At 63.8% G+C, this 18,342-nt stretch carries 15 protein-coding genes; 9 read left to right on the forward strand and 6 right to left on the reverse strand.

Going from position 1 to position 18,342, the window contains the following annotated elements; genetic code table 11:
* Positions 1–56: 56 nt before the first annotated feature.
* From BUE39_RS06745 to mnmC, 3 genes are all read right to left on the reverse strand, one after another.
* Positions 57–1,172, reverse strand: a complete 1,116-nt coding sequence (locus BUE39_RS06745; RefSeq protein WP_073427871.1) for a YbdK family carboxylate-amine ligase — start codon at positions 1,170–1,172, stop codon at positions 57–59.
* Positions 1,173–1,297: 125 nt separating this feature from the next.
* Entirely contained in the window at positions 1,298–2,503 is a 1,206-nt protein-coding gene (locus tag BUE39_RS06750; RefSeq protein ID WP_073427932.1) for a cation:proton antiporter, read from the reverse strand.
* An 825-nt stretch (positions 2,504–3,328) separates the two neighbouring features.
* Positions 3,329–5,305, reverse strand: coding sequence for a bifunctional tRNA (5-methylaminomethyl-2-thiouridine)(34)-methyltransferase MnmD/FAD-dependent 5-carboxymethylaminomethyl-2-thiouridine(34) oxidoreductase MnmC (mnmC, locus tag BUE39_RS06755; protein WP_073427933.1), 1,977 nt, complete (start codon positions 5,303–5,305; stop codon positions 3,329–3,331).
* Between the two features lie 415 nt (positions 5,306–5,720).
* Between mnmC and BUE39_RS06760 the strand changes: the two genes are divergently transcribed.
* A complete protein-coding gene (locus BUE39_RS06760) occupies positions 5,721–5,999 on the forward strand; it encodes an HU family DNA-binding protein (protein WP_006050811.1) in 279 nt (92 codons plus the stop codon).
* 127 nt (positions 6,000–6,126) lie between these two features.
* On the opposite strand, the gene BUE39_RS06765 is transcribed toward BUE39_RS06760, so the two are convergent.
* Together BUE39_RS06765 and BUE39_RS06770 are read right to left on the reverse strand one after the other, a co-directional pair.
* Positions 6,127–7,437, reverse strand: coding sequence for a GTP-binding protein (locus BUE39_RS06765; protein ID WP_073427872.1), 1,311 nt, complete (start codon positions 7,435–7,437; stop codon positions 6,127–6,129).
* Between the two features lie 240 nt (positions 7,438–7,677).
* Positions 7,678–8,124, reverse strand: a complete 447-nt coding sequence (locus BUE39_RS06770; RefSeq protein WP_073427873.1) for a lytic transglycosylase domain-containing protein — start codon at positions 8,122–8,124, stop codon at positions 7,678–7,680.
* Between the two features lie 513 nt (positions 8,125–8,637).
* On the opposite strand from BUE39_RS06770, the gene gspD reads away from it, so the two are divergent.
* Genes gspD through gspF form a run of 3 tightly spaced genes read left to right on the forward strand, consistent with a single transcriptional unit; the run spans position 8,638 to position 13,773 of the window.
* Complete coding sequence (gene gspD, locus BUE39_RS06775; protein ID WP_073427874.1) at positions 8,638–11,004, forward strand: type II secretion system secretin GspD; 2,367 nt, start codon at positions 8,638–8,640, stop codon at positions 11,002–11,004.
* Positions 11,001–12,551: a type II secretion system ATPase GspE gene (gspE, locus tag BUE39_RS06780; protein WP_073427875.1), complete on the forward strand. Its 1,551-nt coding sequence runs from the start codon at positions 11,001–11,003 to the stop codon at positions 12,549–12,551. Before gspD ends, gspE begins: the two co-directional genes overlap by 4 nt.
* A 4-nt stretch (positions 12,552–12,555) precedes the next feature.
* Complete coding sequence (gspF, locus tag BUE39_RS06785) at positions 12,556–13,773, forward strand: type II secretion system inner membrane protein GspF (protein ID WP_073427876.1); 1,218 nt, start codon at positions 12,556–12,558, stop codon at positions 13,771–13,773.
* A 68-nt stretch (positions 13,774–13,841) separates the two neighbouring features.
* Here gspF and BUE39_RS06790 read toward each other — a convergent pair whose 3' ends face one another.
* Positions 13,842–14,255 (reverse strand): type II secretion system protein N, encoded by a 414-nt coding sequence (locus BUE39_RS06790; protein WP_073427934.1) that lies wholly within the window; start codon positions 14,253–14,255, stop codon positions 13,842–13,844.
* Between the two features lie 170 nt (positions 14,256–14,425).
* On the opposite strand from BUE39_RS06790, the gene gspG reads away from it, so the two are divergent.
* The 5 genes from gspG (at position 14,426) to gspK (ending at position 18,315) form a co-directional block, all read left to right on the forward strand.
* Positions 14,426–14,890: a type II secretion system major pseudopilin GspG gene (gspG, locus tag BUE39_RS06795; RefSeq protein ID WP_073427877.1), complete on the forward strand. Its 465-nt coding sequence runs from the start codon at positions 14,426–14,428 to the stop codon at positions 14,888–14,890.
* Positions 14,891–15,069: 179 nt separating this feature from the next.
* The gene (locus tag BUE39_RS06800; protein ID WP_235004822.1) at positions 15,070–15,579 is read left to right on the forward strand and encodes a GspH/FimT family pseudopilin; all 510 of its coding nucleotides are present in this window, start codon (positions 15,070–15,072) and stop codon (positions 15,577–15,579) included.
* A gap of 1 nt (position 15,580) precedes the next feature.
* A complete protein-coding gene (gene gspI / locus BUE39_RS06805; protein ID WP_073427879.1) occupies positions 15,581–15,985 on the forward strand; it encodes a type II secretion system minor pseudopilin GspI in 405 nt (134 codons plus the stop codon).
* Entirely contained in the window at positions 15,963–16,640 is a 678-nt protein-coding gene (locus BUE39_RS06810) for a PulJ/GspJ family protein (protein ID WP_073427880.1), read from the forward strand. Before gspI ends, BUE39_RS06810 begins: the two co-directional genes overlap by 23 nt.
* A 634-nt stretch (positions 16,641–17,274) precedes the next feature.
* Positions 17,275–18,315: a type II secretion system minor pseudopilin GspK gene (gene gspK / locus BUE39_RS06815; RefSeq protein WP_073427935.1), complete on the forward strand. Its 1,041-nt coding sequence runs from the start codon at positions 17,275–17,277 to the stop codon at positions 18,313–18,315.
* The last annotated feature ends 27 nt before the right edge of the window (positions 18,316–18,342 follow it).

An 18,342-nucleotide genomic window follows, 5' to 3' on the forward strand; every position in this document is an offset into this window, starting at 1 on the left:
AAAAAAAACCCGCTCGAGGCGGGTTTCCTTACGAATTCCCCGCAACGCGGGTCGAGCTAAGCGCGCCATTGCAGACACTGCTGCCGAACGGCTTCATGCAAGGACTTTTCCCGATCGACGACGCCGCGCAACCACGTCGCATCGTTCACCTGATTGCGAGCGATCGCGCCGATTTCGGCGAGCGCCTTGCCCGAACCCAATGCTTCGGCGTGCGGTGCGATCAGATCGAGCGTTTCGAGAATGTCTTCGGAGATCGTCTTGCGTTCACCGGTTTGCGGATTGATGCAGGTGCCGGCAAGCCCGAAACGGCATGCCTCGAAACGGTTGAACGTGTAGACGAGGTAATCGTCCTCGCGCGGCGTGATCGGTTTGTCGAGCAACAGATGGCGCGCCAGCGTCTGGATGTAGCAGGCAATCGCCGCGGCGCGATCCACCGAGAACGGCGTGTCCATCACGCGGACTTCGATCGTGCCGAAGCCCGGCTTCGGCCGGATGTCCCAGTAGAAATCCTTCATGCTGTTGACGACACCCGTGTGCACCATCTTCGAGAAATATTCCTCGAAGCTGTCCCACGTCAGCACGAACGGCGCACGGCCCGACAGCGGAAACGCGAACACGGAGTTCAGGCGCGCCGAATGAAAACCGGTATCCACGCCCTGCACGAACGGCGACGAGGCGGACAGCGCGATGAAATGCGGAATGAAGCGCGACATCGAATGCAGCAGGTAGAGCGCGCTATTCGGATCCGGGCAGCCAATGTGCACATGCTGGCCGAACACCGTGAATTGCTTGGCAAGATAGCCATACAACTCGGAAAGGTACTGGAAGCGCGGCGTGTCGACGATTTGCCGTTCGCTCCATTGCTGGAAAGCGTGCGTGCCGCCGCCGCACAACCCCACGTTCAGGCGGTCCGCCGCGGAAACCAGCGTGTCGCGAATCTTGCGCAAATCGGCGACGGCCTGTTCATGCGTCGTGCAAATGCCGGTCGACAACTCGATCATGCTTTCGGTGATTTCCGGCGTGATGTTGCCCGGAATCTTTTCGTCCTTGATGAGCCGCATCAGATCGGAGCCGGCTCGGGTCAGATCGTAGTCGTGCGTATTGACGATTTGCATCTCGAGTTCGACGCCGAATGTGAACGGTTTCGAATCGATGAAGGGTTCGAGTGACATGGCGTCCCCTGGGTCGGATCGGCCCGGTATGTGTCAGATGCCCGGCCGATTTTGAATCGAATAAGTTGGATCAGGCGCGTCGGGCCCGAACAGCGCACCGCGCGCTGACGTGCCTTTAGATACGCCTACTCTTCGCGCCGTTCGGCCACGAGCGCGAGGCTGCGATACACGAGCCACGGCCCGAGAATCTGCAGCACGAAAATCGAACACATCACGATGGCCCGCAGCTGCGGATCGAAATTCGGATAAAGGTTGTAGGTGTCGTCGACTAGCAGATAAGCCAGCGCCGACATCGGCGACAAGGACAAACCGAGCGCCATGCCCTGCTTCCAGTTCAAGCCGCTCGGCCTGGCGAACGCGAGGACGCCGACCAGTTTCGCGACGAGGCGCGCAACAATCAGACCCAGCGCCGCGACACCGCCGAGCGCGATGTGTTTCCATTCGAACGACGTGAGCGTCAGCACGAACAGAATCACGGTCAGGAGCCAGCCGGCCGTGCCGAAATGCTGCGGCCACAACTGCGGGCGCGCTTCGTGATTCTTGACGATGATGCCGGCGGCCAGCAGCGCGAGAATCGTCGACAGCTTGAACAGATGCGCGAGCGCGATCGCCAGCAGCACGAGACCGAACAGCGCGACGAACGAATGTTCGTCCTGCATGCTCAGCCGCCGATAAAAGAACGTGCAGGTGCGCGCGAGCAGATAGGCGAGCACGAGCGAGCCGACCAGCAGATACAGCGGCTGAAGAATCGTGGCGAAAACGTTGCCATAGACCTCCTGATGCAGCCAGCTCGACACGAGCTTTTCGATCACCACCGCATACATGCTGTTGAGCGCGGTGAGCGTCAACAGACGCTGGGTGACCTGGCCTTCCGCGCGCAATTCGGTCTTGAGCTGAATCACCATCGCGGGCGAAGTCGCCATGGCGATCGCCGCGAGCACGGTCGCCACCATGAGCGGCACGTTGAGGAACAGCAAGACCGGCAAAACCAGTGCAAAAGTAAGCGTGGCTTCGGCGACGCTCGACAGGATCAGCCAGGGATTGCGACGGATCCAGCGCAGATCGAGCCGGCTGCCGAGTTCGAACAGCAGCAAACCGAGCGCGACATCGAGCAATGGCCGCGCGGCGCTCGCGGAATCCGAGTCGATCACGCCCGAACCCGCCGCACCGGCTATCAAACCAATGACCGCATACCCGGAAATGCGCGGCAAACGCCACGCGCGATAGCAAAGTTCACCGCAGAGACCCGCGGCGAGCAAAGCCAGGCCAGCCCAAAAAATGGCGTCGGGTGCGAGAGGCCAGGCCGGAAAAAATGAAAACGCCGACTTCATCGTGATGGGTTCTCCTTTGCAGCAACGGCGGACGACACGAACCGGCGCAAACACCGGCGAGCGAGTGGCGCGCGAGGCGCTCACTATCGCGATCGCTTCGCGTGACCAGCGTTGCGAGTTTTCAACGATCGGATGATCGGAACGCGCCGCGGCCGCAGGGAGCTCGGCGCGTTCGGGGGTGCGGCCGCAGCAACCGGCACGGCACGGTGAAAGGAAGCCGTCGACTTGAATCAGATTCTGATTGACCGGCACCGTTCCGTGGTTGCGTGTGCCGTTCGAGGCGAGGCACGACGCGGAAAAGAACGGCGATTGTGCCATAGCTTTTTCTGCCTTGACCGAAAAGACACGAACGCGCCGTCAAAACGGTAAAAACGCACCTTATCTTCATGATGCCAGGAAAAAGCGACCGTTTTATGGCCGTGATTCGATCGCGATAGCGGATAACAAACCATCGTGGGACCTAGCTTCGGCGCATTCACACAGCAGGGGCCGTGCCGCGAAATTTTGAAGGCCTTGCCCAGCCGAATGCCTTCCGCTGCCCTAGGCCTTTCTGTTTACAGGTTTACTGTATGTATACGTAGTAACAGTTAACAAGCTGCCTCGGTTTCTGTGGATAACCCATTTTTACCGAAGCAAATCAGCAGCTTGCCGACGGCATAACCGGATGCACAGCATGTGCGGGAACAGCCGGGACTCAAGGGTAACTTTTGGCGATTTTCGACGGCGGCCAAGTTACCCCGTTTACGTCCACAACGGTTCCACACGAGTTGCGCCGGTAAACCACCTGCTTATCCACATCCCGCGGTGGATAAGTCCCGCGCGCGGTTAACCTACGACCCCTTGACGCAATGCCCGCAAAAGGAAGCGGGCGGGATCGATGTCCTCGGCCAGATCGCGTTCGAGCGGCCACGGCTCGCCTTCGATCTGCGAAGCGATCAGTTCCGCGCCGAGCGCGGCCCACACGAGCCCGCGCGACCCATAGGCGAACGCGCCGTACAAACCCTGGCTACGCGGCAGGTCGAGCGGCCATGCGCCACGCAGTTGGTGCGCGTCGAGCGCAGCCTGCGCTTCGTCGGCGAGATTGCCGATCATCGGCATGCGGTCGCTGGTGACGCAGCGGAACGCGACGCGTCCGGCGAACTCGGCCGACTGAGCGTTTCTGGCCTCGCCGGCGACGCCCGCGAAGGACGGCAGCATGAGCGCCACACGCTCGAGGTTTTCCAGATGACCGCCCGCGCGCAGCAGCGTATGCGGATCGTCGAGTTCGTAGGTGGCGCCGGTCAGCGTGACGCCGTTTGCGAGCGGTACCGCGTAGCCTTCCCCGATCACCGGCACCTGGAGTCGCGGCACGGCGCCGGCCGGCAACAAGGTCAACTGGCCGCGAATGCTGCGCGTCGGCGCATACCGCAAACCGGCGATGCGCGCGGCATCGTGGGCGCTCGCCACCACCACTACCGGCGCGCGGGCGACGGCTTGGCCCGCTGTGTCGAACACCGTCCATTGATCGCCGGAGCGCTCGATGCGCGCGACGTCGACGCCGAAGCGCCGGTCCAGCAAGCCGCCCGCCGCGGCGCATTGCGCGGCGCACAGCGACGCGGGGTCGATCCAGCCGCCGTGCGGAAAGAACCAGCCGCCGCGCGCGAGGGGCACGCCGGCGAGCCTGTGCGCTTCGCTCGAGCCGACCGGCGTCACGTACTCGGACGGATTACCGAACGCGGCGATCGCCTCGCTGATCGAGCGGGCTTCTTCGTCGTTCGTGGCGATTTGCAACAAGCCCCGGCCGCCGCGCAACGGCTGGTGACCCAACCGTTCGAGCGCGGCCCAGCGCCCAAGCGTGTACAGAAAGCCGGCACGCGTCACGCGCGAGGCGACGCTGTCGTCGCGCGAGATCATCGGATGGAAAACACCGGCCGGATTACCCGACGCATCTTGCGCGACCAATGCATGCCGTTCCAGCGAGGTAACGCGCCAGCCGCGCGCCGCGAGCCGTTCGATGACCGCGCAACCGGCGAGCCCCGCGCCGATCACGACCGCATGCCGTTCGTCGACTGCGAGCGGCGCGGGCGGCTCATGGCGGCGCACGCGCCAGCGCGGCGCGAAGTGGCCGGCCAGCATCGCTCGTTTCCAGCCGAAGCCGTCGATTTTTTGGTACACAAAGCCGCATTGCGTCAGCGCGCGCTTGACTTCGCCGGCGCTGCTGTAGGTGGCGAAAGTGGCGCCCTCGCCCGCCACGCGCGTGAGCGCCTTGAAGATCGCGGGGGTCCAGAGCTCGGGATTCCTGGCTGGCGCAAAGCCGTCGAGGTAAAACGCGTCGGCGCGCAGCCTCAAGGCTGGCAGCGTCTGTAGCGCGTCGCCGAACACGAGCGTGAGGACGACCTGGCCGCCCTCGAATTCGAGCCGATGCGTGCCGGGCACGAGCATCGGCCATGCGCTCGCAAGCGTGTCGGCCAGCGCCGCGATCGACGGATCGGAAACGGTGGCCGCATACACGCTGCGCAAGTCGGCGAGCGTAAACGGATGCTTTTCGGTCGACACGAAGTGCAGCCGCTCGCAGCGCGACGGATCGGCGCGCCACGTGGCCCAGGTCGTCAGAAAGTTGATGCCCATGCCGAAGCCTGTCTCGAGCACGGTGAAAACGCGCCGGTCGCGCCACCGCTCAGGCAGCGAGTTGCCGCGCAGAAAAACGTGGTGAGCCTGTTCGAGACCGCCGACGGCGCTGTGATAGATATCGTCGTAAAGCGGGGAAAAAGGCGTGCCGTTGTCGCGAAACGCGAGGACGGCGGGGATCAGCGGATCGGTCATGCGCGGCGAAAAATGACGCTCGAAAGAGCGGATCAAACGTTACCGCCAGCGCGGGCAGCTCGCCGGACGGCGAAAAAGACGCGCCGAACGTTGGCAAAAACCAACGTCAAGCCCCGTCCGTGCTGGGTTTCAGCCCTCGGTTGGCGCCCTCGAACAGCAAAAAGAGCGGTTTCCTTGCTGTCATGGCCCTGGAACCGCTGAAATCTTCGAAACCCTTATCCTGATTGGGTTTGCGCTGCGCTATCATAGCAAGCGCCGCGAAGGGAGCGGCAGCACGGCCGACGGACGGTTACCTGTCCGGCGCTATTGGTCCGGACGGGATCCGGAGCCGCAGCTGCTCGACGGCGCGGCCCGCGCACGTATAATCGGCGCGTTCGCGCTGTTCGTATCAACCTAAACTCAGAAAGGAACCTTAATGAACAAACAGGAACTGATCGACGCCGTCGCAGGACAGACGGGCGCCAGCAAGGCTCAAACCGGTGAGACGCTGGACACGTTGCTTGAAGTGATCAAGAAGTCCGTGTCGAAGGGCGACGCGGTCCAGTTGATCGGCTTCGGCAGCTTTGGTTCGGGCAAGCGCGCAGCACGTACGGGTCGTAATCCCAAGACCGGCGAGACCATCAAGATCCCGGCAGCCAAGACCGTCAAGTTCACGGCTGGCAAGGCGTTCAAGGACGCAGTCAACAAGCGCTAAGCAGATTACTGCCTGGCAGTTGACACCCGCCAACGGCGGGTTTTTTTTCGTCCGCAAGCTTTGCGCGGAATGGATTGGCCGCGGCGCCTCGCACGGCTAATCAGCGGCGACGGCGCGTCAGCAGCGCCTAGTCATGACGATGCACGATTTCGCCGTGGCCATGCCCGTCGTGGTCGTGGTCGTGATGGTCGTGATCGTCTTCGTCGAAGTCCCACGCCGGGAACGGATCGGTGAACTGCTGCCAACCTTGCGGCCCCAGCGCATATTCGTCGTCGGTCAGCAGGCAGGCGTCGAACTTCGCGGTCCACACGGCCGGATCGATGTCCACACCGATCATCACCAGTTCCTGGCGACGATCGCCGATCGTCAGATCGTCCGGGTCGCCGTACCAGTCCGCAGCGATTTCGGCGGCCAGTTCGTCGTCGCCGTCCGGCCATTCGCCGCGGTCCTGAGCCGCCCACCACATGCCCGCCGGACCATGCCGGCAAGCGCCGCCCGCCTGCGACAGCGAACCGGCGATGTCGTTGCGCGTGGCGAGCCAGAAGAAGCCCTTGCTGCGCAACACGCCCTTCCACTCCTGATGCAGCAGCGCCCACAGCCGCTCCGGGTGAAACGGCCGGCGTGCCCGGTAAATGAAATTGCCGATGCCGAATTCGTCGGCTTCACCGTGGTGAGCATGGCCGTGCTCGTGGTCATGCTCATGGTCGAGCGACGCGAGCCAGCCCGGCGCGCTCGACGCTTCGTCGAAATCGAAACGGCCGGTGTTCAGCACCTCGGCAAGCGGCACTTCGCCGAACCGGCTCACCACTTGCACCGCGCGCGGGTTGATGCGGGCAAGAATGCGTTGCAGGCGGGTGAGTTCGTCGGCGCTGACCAGGTCGGCCTTGTTCACCACCAGCACGTCGCAGAATTCGATCTGCTCGACCAGCAACTCGACCAGCGTGCGATCGTCCTCGTCGGTCGCGGCGATGCCGCGCTCGGCGAGCGCGTCGGCCGAACCATAGTCGCGCAGGAAGTTGAACGCGTCGACCACCGTCACCATCGTATCGAGCCGGGCGACGTCGGAGAGCGACGCGCCGTCATCGTCGACGAACGTGAAGGTTTCGGCGATCGGCATCGGCTCGGCCACGCCGGTCGACTCGATCAGGATCGCGTCGAAGCGTTTTTCCGCCGCGAGACGCTTGATCTCGACCAGCAGATCGTCGCGCAGCGTGCAGCAGATGCAGCCGTTCGACAGTTCGACGAGTTGCTCCTCGACGTGCGACAAGGCGGCGGCGTCGCGCACGAGGGTGGCGTCGATATTGACCGCGGCGAGGTCGTTGACGATCACGGCCACGCGCAAACCGGCCCGGTTCGCGAGGATGTGATTCAGGAGCGTGGTCTTGCCGGCGCCCAGAAAACCGGAGAGCACGGTGACGGGCAATAGCGGCTGGTTCATCGCGGTACGGAACAAACAAGAGGATTGGAAGGCGTGCCGGGCTTGAGGCCGCGTGACTGCAATGACAGACGGGCCTCGACGGCGGCACGAAGCCGCATTGTGCATCAAACGGGCAGCACCCGCGTGACGGAGCGGATCGGAAAGTCGGCGCGGACCACGCTCGGGAGCCCGAGGCCGAGCACTTGCGCGAGGAAAAATCAATGAGCGCGGCGCGGGTCAGCGCGCCAGCGGAAACACCGCTCAGCGCGCAGCCGGCATCAGATTCCACTTGCGCAGGATCGCGGCGATCTGCTGCGCATACTTGTCGCGTAGCGCCGGCGTCTCGGAGTGGTATGCGCCGATTGCCTGCCAGGTGTTGCCGTATTTGTTCATCTGACGGCGCAGATGCCATGCCGCGATATAAACGTTCTTGCAAGGCTCCATCAGCGTGCCTTGCGAGATGCCGTACTGAGCCAGCGTGGGCAGGTGAATCGAATTGATCTGCATGACGCCGTAGTCGGTCGAACCGTTAGCGTTCTTATGCCGCGCGTCCGGCCGGTTGTGCGACTCCTGCCAGGCAATCGCACGAAGGATCAGCGGATTGACCTTCTGATATTTGGCCGCCTCGTCGAAGCAATCGGCGCGTGCCTGCCCTGCTGCGGCTAGCACGGCAAATCCTGCGGCGACGGTGACCAGGGTGCGTCTCATCAGTCAAGATCACTAAACAAAAAGGCAAGAATAAAGTTTGCGAGGGCGATTCATCGGCCATACTTCAGTCACTGAAAGCCGCCGAGGCTTACGGGCCGGGGTTGCCGCGCATCGGGGAAACCCCGCATCGGCAAGATGCAACCGGCGACTCGAACGGCTCGTATCATACCGGCAGGTCTTGGGGCGTCAAGTTAGCTAACCGACATAAGACGGCGAAAAAGACGTGCTTTTGCTGCTCGCCTCAGCGCAAACTGTTGACATTCAATAGGTTGATTACCGGCGGTGGTCCTGCGAGGAATGGCACCGCGGTGTTTTGTTGTGACAAATCCGACATGAAAAACTGTTACTGTTCTTTTTTTTCGGACATCGGATGGCCGGCATCCGGGGCGGTGATCGCCTTTGAAGCTGGCTGGCAGACCGACAGGGCGGCGGCCTGCTCCTATGTCCGCACAGCGTGACCGTCGGCAGCTACGGCTGCCGACATCAATACCCTATTCCATGAAAAGAAATCGTATGGCTTTGCGTCGCATCGCAACGGCGCTGCTGGTGGTTGGACTGATCACCGCGCAGACAGCACAGGCGCAGGTGACACTCAATTTCGTGAACGCGGACATCGACCAGGTGGCGAAGGCGATCGGCGCGGCAACGGGCAAAACGATCATCGTCGACCCTCGCGTGAAGGGTCAACTGAACCTCGTGTCGGAAAATGCGGTACCTGAGGATCAGGCGCTGAAGACTCTCCAGTCGGCTTTGCGCATGCAGGGCTTCGCACTGGTGCAGGACCACGGCGTGTTGAAAGTCGTGCCCGAGGCCGACGCCAAGCTGCAGGGTGTGCCGACCTATGTCGGCAATACGCCCAGCGCGCGCGGCGACCAGGTGGTCACGCAGGTGTTCGTGCTGAAGAACGAATCGGCCAACAACCTGCTGCCGGTGCTGCGTCCGCTGATCTCGCCGAACAACACCGTGGCCGCTTATCCGGCCAACAATACGATCGTCGTCACCGATTACGCCGACAACGTACGCCGCATCGCGCAGATCATCGCAGGCGTGGATACGGCCGCGGGCCAGTCGGTGTCGGTCGTCCAGTTGAAGAACGCGAACGCGCTCGACATCGCCACGCAATTGAACAAGATGCTCGACCCGGGCGCGATCGGCAGTACCGACGCGACGCTGAAGGTATCCATCACCGCTGATCCGCGCACCAACTCGCTGCTGATCCGCGCGTCGAACGGTGCGCGTCTCGCCGCGGCGAAAGCGCTCGCCAAACAGCTCGATTCGCCGACCACCATGCCCGGCAACATGCACGTCGTGCCGCTGCGCAACGCGGAGGCGACGAAGCTTGCGAAGACCTTGCGCGGGATGCTCGGCAAGGGCGGCGACACCGGCTCGTCGAGCGGCTCGAACGAAGCGAACGCCTTCAACCAGGGCGGGGGCGGGGGCGGGGGTGGCCTGGGCGGCAACTCGACCGGCACCTCGGGCACGCCTCCGCTGCCCGGCGGCGGGCTCGGCAGCAGCTCGATGTCGTCGTCAATGGGCGGCGGCGGTGGTGGTGGCGGCGGCGGCGCATACGGCGCGGGCGGCGGTTCGGCCTCCGGCGGCCTGTTCGGCAGCGATAAGGAAAAGAGCGACGACAATCAGCCAGGCGGCATGATCCAGGCGGATTCAGCAACGAACTCGCTGATCATCACGGCGTCCGAGCCGGTGTATCGCAACCTGCGGGCGGTGATCGAGCAGCTCGACGCACGCCGCGCCCAGGTCTACATCGAGGCGCTGATCGTCGAACTCAACTCGAACACGAGCGGCAATCTCGGCATTCAGTGGCAAGTCGCGAACAATTCCGTATTCGCCGGCACCAATCTCGCCACCGGCTCCGGCAACAGCATCGTCAATCTGACGGCGGGCGCCGCCACGGCCGCGACCGGCGGTCTCGCCTCGGCGCTCGCAACCCAGGGGCTACAGCAGGGCCTCAACGTCGGCTGGATTCACAACATTTTCGGCGTGCAGGGTCTCGGCGCGCTGCTGCAGGCGCTGTCGCAAACCGCCGACGCGAACGTGCTGTCCACGCCTAACCTGATCACGCTGGACAACGAGGAAGCCAAGATCGTCGTCGGTACGAACGTGCCGATCCAGACGGGCTCGTATTCGAACCTGACGAGCGCCACCGCGACCTCGGCGTTCAATACCTTCGACCGCGTCGACGTCGGTCTGACGCTGCACATCAAGCCGCAGATCACCGATGGCGGGATTCTCAAGCTGCAGCTCTACACGGAAGACTCGGCGATCGTGAACGGCACGACCAACGCGGTGACCAACCCCGCCGGCCCGCAGTTCACCAAGCGTTCGATCCAATCGACGGTGCTCGCCGATAACGGCGAGATCATCGTGCTGGGCGGCCTGATGCAGGACAACTACCAGGTCAGCAACAGCAAGGTGCCGCTGCTGGGCGATATTCCGTGGATCGGCCAATTATTCCGCTCGGAACAGAAGACCCGCCAGAAGACGAATTTGATGGTGTTCCTGCGCCCGGTGATCATCAACGACCGCGATACCGCGCAGGCTGTGACCTCGAACCGTTACGACTATATTCAAGGCGTGCAAGGCGCATACAAGTCGGACAATAACGTGATGAAGGACAAGGACGACCCGGTGGTTCCGCCCATGCCGACCGGTCCCAGCCAGGGCGGCTCGCCCGCGATGAACCTGTTCGATCTCGACCAGATGCGTCGTCAGCAGCTAGCGCCGCAGCCGCAGCCTCAGTCGCAGCCGCAGCCGCGCTCGTCGACGCAGCCAGGCGTCGCCCCCCTGACAAACGGCGGCGCGGTGCAGTCCAACCCCGTGACGGTCGCGCCGTCCACCGCATCGCCAGGAGTTCAGCCGTGAGCACGCCGTCCACGCCGCCGTCATCCGCAAAGTCGCCTGCATCGGCGCGCGCTGCGACGGTTGCGCCCCCGGCGATGACCGAGCAAGCCGAGCGCGCGGCGCCCTCGGGGATTGCCGCACGCCTCGTCCCTTACGGCTTTGCCCGCAGCGGCCAGATCCTGGTCGCGCATCAGCATGCCGACAGTCTCGAAGTCTGGATCAGCGAGCGCACCAACGACGCCGCGCTCGCGGAAGTCGCGCGCAACTTCGGCGCGTTGTCGGTCACGCGTTTGCCCGCCGACGAGCTCGCGCAGGCGATCAACCAGGCGTATGCGCGCCACGACGGCAGCGCCGCGCAAGTGGTCGGCGAAGTGGAAGGCGAAGTCGATCTGTCGCGCCTGATGCAGGACATTCCCGAGGTCGAGGATCTGCTCGAGTCGGAAGACGATGCGCCGATCATCCGCATGATCAACGCGCTGCTCACGCAAGCCGCGCGCGAGCAGGCGTCGGATATTCACATCGAGCCGTTCGAGACTTCTTCCGTGGTGCGTTTTCGGGTCGACGGCACGCTGCGCGACGTCGTGCGGCCGAAGAAAGCGCTGCACGGCGCACTGATTTCGCGGATCAAGATCATGGCGCAGCTCGACATCGCGGAAAAGCGTCTGCCGCAAGACGGCCGTATCACGCTGCGCGTGGGCGGCCGTCCGGTCGACGTGCGCGTGTCGACGCTGCCCACCGGGCACGGCGAGCGCGCGGTGCTGCGTCTGCTGGAAAAAGACGCGTCGCGTCTGAACCTCGAAGCGCTCGGCATGGGGCCGGATACGCTCGTCAAGTTCGACAAGCTGATCGGCAAGCCGCACGGCATCGTGCTCGTGACCGGCCCGACCGGTTCGGGCAAGACGACCACGCTGTACGCGTCGATGTCGCGGCTCGAAACCGCGACCACCAACATTATGACGGTGGAAGACCCGATCGAATACGACCTGTCGGGCATCGGCCAGACGCAGGTCAACGAGCGGATCGGCATGACGTTCGCGCGGGCGCTGCGCTCGATTCTGCGGCAGGACCCGGACATCATCATGATCGGTGAAATCCGCGACCTCGAAACCGCGCAGATCGCGGTGCAGGCGTCGCTGACCGGCCACCTCGTTCTGGCAACGCTGCACACGAACGACGCGGCATCGGCGGTAACGCGTTTGACCGACATGGGCGTGGAGCCCTATCTGCTGGCGTCGTCGCTGCTCGGCGTGCTGGCGCAGCGGCTCGTGCGCCGCCTGTGCCCGGTGTGCCGCGAGGAGCGCGTCGAGGAAGACGGCCGCGTGCATTGGCATCCGGTGGGTTGCGACAAGTGCGGCCAGTCCGGCTACACGGGCCGCCGCGGCGTGTACGAACTGCTGCTGATCGACGACGAGATCCGCACGCTGGTCCACCGCAATGCGTCCGACGCCGAGATTCTCACCGCCGGCCGTGCGCAAGGCATGCGCACACTGCGTGAGGATGCGGACCGCTGGCTCGCCTCCGGGCTCACGTCGCTCGAGGAAGTCATCCGCGTGACGGGCGGAGCATAAGCGCATGCCGGCATTTCGTTTCGAGGCGATCGACGCGGCGGGCAAGGCGCAAAAAGGCGTGCTCGACGCGGACAGCGCGCGCGGCGCGCGGACCAATCTGCGCTCGCAAGGACTTACGCCGCTCGTCGTCGAACCCGCGGCGACGCGCACGCGCGGCGAGCGCAATCAACGCTTGTCGCTCGGGCGGCGCCTGTCGCAGCGCGAGCAGGCGATTCTCACGCGGCAACTCGCGAGCCTGCTGATCGCCGGCTTGCCGCTCGACGAAGCCCTTGCGGTGCTTACCGAGCAATCGGAGCGCGACTACATTCGCGAGCTGATGGCGTCGATTCGCGCGGAAGTGCTCGGCGGCCATTCGCTGGCCAATGCGCTGACGCAGCATCCGAAAGACTTCCCCGAGATTTATCGCGCGCTGGTGGCGGCCGGCGAGCACACCGGCAAGCTGGGTCTCGTGCTTTCGCGCCTCGCCGACTACATCGAGCAACGCAACGCGCTCAAGCAGAAGATCGTGCTCGCCTTCACGTATCCGGCGATCGTCACGCTGATTGCCTTCGGCATCGTCACGTTTCTGCTGAGCTACGTGGTGCCGCAAGTGGTGAACGTGTTCGCCAGCACCAAGCAGCAACTGCCCTTCCTCACCGTCATGATGATGGCGCTGTCGGGCTTCGTGCGGCACTGGTGGTGGGCGCTGATGATCGGGGTGGCCGTGCTGGTGTATCTGGTGCGCTCGATCCTGAAGCAGCCGGGCCCGCGCCTCGCGTTCGACCGCTGGCTTCTGACGGCGCCGCTGCTCGGCAAACTCGTGCGTGGCTATAACACGGTACGTTTCGCCAGCACGCTGGGCATTCTGACGGCGGCGGGTGTGCCGATTCTGCGCGCGCTGCAAGCGGCGGCCGAAACGCTCAGCAACAACGCGATGCGCGGCAACATCGACGACGCGATCGTGCGCGTGCGCGAAGGCACGTCGCTATCGCGCGCGCTCGGCAATACGAAGACGTTTCCGCCGGTGCTGGTTCACCTGATCCGCTCGGGCGAAGCGACCGGCGACGTCACCACCATGCTCGACCGTGCCGCCGACGGCGAAGCCCGCGAACTGGAGCGCCGCACGATGTTCCTCACGAGCCTGCTGGAGCCGTTGCTGATTCTGGCGATGGGGGGCGTGGTGCTGGTGATCGTGCTGGCGGTGATGCTGCCGATCATCGAGTTGAACAACCTGGTGCAGTAGCGCGGAAGTCTGGTCGGATCGCGCGGTGGCCGCGCAATCCGGTGAAGCCGGTCAGGACGCTCGACGCCTCAGCGCACGTAAATCGTAGGACCTGCCGCATTGGCCGGCAGGAACACTTCGGAATGCGCGCCGTTGCGGTCGATGATGATCGAACGGGCGCGCACTTCGGAGAGCTTGGCGCCTTGCATCAGCGCGCTGCCGAGCGAGACGGCGCGCGGCGGTTCACCGCCGACGCTGACGATGGCCGCGGCGCCTTCGCGCAAAGCGAGGATGCCGAACAGATGCACGTCCTGGTTGGCGGTGCGCGTGAGTTGCCCGCCGAACAGCGTGGCGGCCTGTTCGGTCGACACCTGAGGATGCGCGGCGGCCGCGGGCAACGGCGCACCGGACGTCGTGGCGAGCGTGATGACCCAGTAGGTCAATGTCGCGCAGAACACGGCGAACAGCGCGAGCGACAGAAGGCGGATTTGGATGGCGTTCATGCGCATCATTGTACGGACTATTGTGAAAATTGCGTTGGGTTGAAACCCTTCCACACCATGACATTAAAATGACCGGCCGGGCCTGTTCGATGGCACCCTGATTACTGACGCGCCCGCTGAAGCGCGAATTCCGTCCGATCGAAAATTCATCTGAAAAGAGGTAGCAAGTTATGCAACTGTCGACCACTCGCCGCGCTGAAATCGCGGGTTCGCGCAGCCGCCGTCAACGCGGTTTCACGCTGATCGAAATCATGGTCGTGATCGCGATTCTGGGCATTCTCGCCGCGTTGATCGTGCCGAAGATCATGAGCCGCCCGGACGAAGCGCGGCGCGTCGCCGCCAAGCAGGACATCGGCACGGTGATGCAGGCGCTCAAGCTGTACCGTCTCGACAACGGCCGTTACCCGACCCAGGAGCAAGGTCTGCGCTCGCTGATCGAAAAACCGGGCACGGACCCGGTGCCGAACAACTGGAAGGACGGCGGCTATCTCGAGCGTCTGCCGAATGATCCGTGGGGCAACAGCTATCAGTACCTGAATCCGGGCGTGCACGGCGAGATCGACGTGTTTAGTTATGGCGCCGACGGCAAGGCCGGCGGCGAAGGCAACGATTCCGACGTCGGCTCGTGGCAATAAGCTGCGGAGAAGCCGCTGATTTTGTCAGGTGCGCAGAGTCGTCCTTCTTTACGGTCGGCTCGCGCGTCCTGTCGATGTACCGTTTTTGACTTTTAGGTTGATCGTTCGTGGCCGGCACTATGCGTATGTCCGCTTGCAAGTCCCATGTGGACACTCCGTGTACGGCTTCGTTGCCGCGCATGGCGTGGGTCGGCGCGCGCGGGCGTGACCTGCCCCGTCCGCATGCGAGCGGCCGGAAGCGCGCAGCCGGTTTCACGCTGCTGGAAATGATGGTGGTGCTGGTGATCGCGGGTTTGCTGGTATCGCTGACCGCGTTGACGATGACGCGCAATCCGCGCACGGATCTGAACGAGGAAGCGCAACGTCTCGCGCTGCTGTTCGAATCGGCCGGCGACGAAGCGCAGGTGCGCGCGCGGCCGATCGCCTGGCAACCGTCCGAGAGCGGCTTTCGTTTCGACGTGCGTACCGAGGACGGCTGGCGCCCGCTGCGCGACGACCTGCTCGGACCGCGCCACTGGGAAGGCGGCGTGACCGGCGTGGCGATCAACTATCCCGGCTCGGATGCGCAGCCGGGCCGCATCGTGTTCGGCACTGAAGCGATCGACGTGCCGGTGCGGATTACGCTGTTTTCGGCGGCGGGGAGCGCGACGATCGTCGGCACCGGCAATGGCCGCTATGAGGTGCATTGAGATGTGGCGTTGCGGGAGCATGAGCGCGCGCGCGTCGCAGCGCGGTTTTACGATGATCGAAGTGCTGGTGGCGCTTGCGATCATCGCGGTGGCGTTGGGCGCGTCGTTGCGCGCGGTCGGCAGTCTCGCGACCGGCGAAGCCGATCTGCACCGGCGTTTGCTGGCGGGCTGGAGCGCGGACAACGCGTTGGCGCAATTGCGCCTGACGCATGCCTGGCCGAACGTCGGCTCGACGAGCTTCGACTGTTCGCAGGGCAACTTGCAACTGATTTGTACGCAGCAGGTGACGGCGACGCCGAATCCGGTATTTCGTCGGGTGGAAGTGATGGTGACGATGCCAGGGCGTTCCGGCAACTTGGCGCAGATGGTCACGGTGGTGGCGAATGAAACCAACCGTTCGCTCTAGGCGCCGCCGCCCGTCGGGCGCGCGTGGCTTCACGCTGATCGAGCTGCTGGTCGCGATTGCGATTCTGGCGGTGATCGCGGTGCTGTCGTGGCGCGGGCTCGACCAGATCATTCGCGGGCGGCAGACCATCACGAGCGCGATGGAAGAGGAGCGCGTGTTCGCGCAGTTATTCGACCAGATACGGATCGACGCGCGCCAGGCCGCGTCGGACGACGAATCCGGTCAGGCGGCCATTACGGTGTCCGGCAGCGTGTTGCAGATCGTGCGGCAAATGAACTTGCCGGCGACGGCGCCGCGCTTGCAGGTGGTTCGGTATCGGGTATCCGAGGGACGCGTGATTCGCTATGCGTCGCCGCCGTTGGGCAATGTCGGCGAGTTGCGGCGGGCGTTGCGTGGTGAGGAGGGTGAGGGGTGGGCAACGGTGCCGTTGATGGGCGGTGTGGGAGCGATTTCCGCGCGGGTTTATGTGCCCAAAGTTGGCTGGACCACGCAGATGAAGGACGTGCAGAGTGCGATTACCGAGAACGACAATAATCTTAAGGTGCCGCAGTTGGGGAATGCGCCGTTGCCGCGGTCTGTGACCGGGCTTGAGGTTCGTATCGGGGCTAAGGGGTTGGCGCGGCCTGTTACGCGGGTTTTTCTCGTCGGGGAATGATATGAGGTTCTCTTTTTTGTCTCCGCGACGCTCTGGGGTGTGGTTTTGTTGTTTTGGCCTTTCCTTGTTTTGTTGGCGGTCTATTAGTGTTGCCCCTGTGCGGGGCGGCACTTACTTTCTTTGCCGCCGCAAAGAAAGTAAGCAAAGAAAGCGGCTCGCACCGCCAGCTTTGAAGCGGGTCCCCTGGCTTGGAGGGGGCAGTGGTGCATCTGGAATCCGTGCCCTCGCACACTCCGCGCTCGTGACAAGGCAGTCATCCGTTCCGGCGGCGCTTCGCGCGCCGAGCGGCACTTCACAAAAACCATCGTTATCGCTATGTCCCATGCGAACCGTTCCGGCGAGCGCGCCGCGCGAGTCGGGAAGTATGACTGCCTTGTCACTGGGGGGTGAGGGTACGCGTGCACGGATTCCAGATGCACCACTGCCCCCTCCGAGCCAGGAGACCCGCTTGAAACCTAGCGGTGTAAGCCGCTTTCTTTTGCCTACTTTTCTTTGCGGCCGGCAAAGAAAAGTAGGTGCCGCCCCGCACAGGGGCAACGCTAATAGACCACTAGCAACACAAGAAAAGGCCAAAACAACAACAAAACCACACCCCAGAGCCTCGCGAAGACAACCCCATCAAGCCGGCGCAGCAATCATCAGCGCCCTCCTGGTAGTAGCCCTATCGGCCATACTGGTCTCCGGCATGCTCTGGCGCCAGCAAGTCCAAATCCGAAGAATAGAAAACCAGCGCCTCCTGTCTCAAGCCCAATGGGTCGCAAGAGGCGCCTTGGACTGGACGCGCCTGATCCTCCGCTCGGAGGGCGACACCTCGGCGGGCATCACCTACCTGGGCGGCCTATGGGGCGTGCCCATCGCCAAAACTCGCCTGTCGGATTTCCTGGGCCAAATCGGCGAAGTCCGAGCGGAACAAGGCGCGGAAACCTTCCTCTCAGGCTCGATCGAAGACGCCCAGTCGAAATTCAACCTCCGCAACCTGGTCTCGAGCCCGGCGCCCGGCGTCATGCAACTGAACCAGGAGCAGATCGGCGCCTATCAGCGCCTGCTCGTCTCGCTCGGCGTCAGCGGCCAACTGGCGAAAAACACCGCCGTGCAGATTCGCTCCAGCCTCGCGCAATCGGCGACGCGCTTTCAGACCACCACCTCTCCCACCGGCGCAACGGCGACGCCGGCGATTCAGGGCGGCGCGATGGGCGGCGGCTTCACCGACAAACCCGGCATCGAGGGCGGCGACGACAACGCGGCGCGCGCGCCGCTGCAACTGATCAGTGTCGATTCGCTGCTCGATATCCCCGGCTACACGCCGGAAATGGTCGCGCGCCTGCGCCCGTTCGTCACCGTGCTGCCGACCGCAACGGCGCTCAACATGAATACCGCTTCCGCCGAAGTGATCGCCGCGCTCGTGCCGGGCATGAACGTGTCGGCCGCTCAGGCCCTCGTCGCGCGCCGCAAGACGGTGTTTTTCCGTAACGCCGGCGACGTGCAACTCGCGTTGCGCGGCGCGGGCGTGCAACAGGTCTCGGTCGATCCGGCGCAGTTCGACGTCAACACGAACTATTTCCTGATTCACGGCCGCGTGCAGCACGAACGCGCCCAGGTGGACCGCACGACGCTCGTCTATCGCGACGCATTGACCCACACTACGCGTATCGTGCGGGTACAAGACCAACTATGAATAACGCCTTTCCCAGAGAGAGTGGAC

This window comes from Paraburkholderia terricola, assembly GCF_900142195.1.
Taxonomy (GTDB): domain Bacteria; phylum Pseudomonadota; class Gammaproteobacteria; order Burkholderiales; family Burkholderiaceae; genus Paraburkholderia; species Paraburkholderia terricola.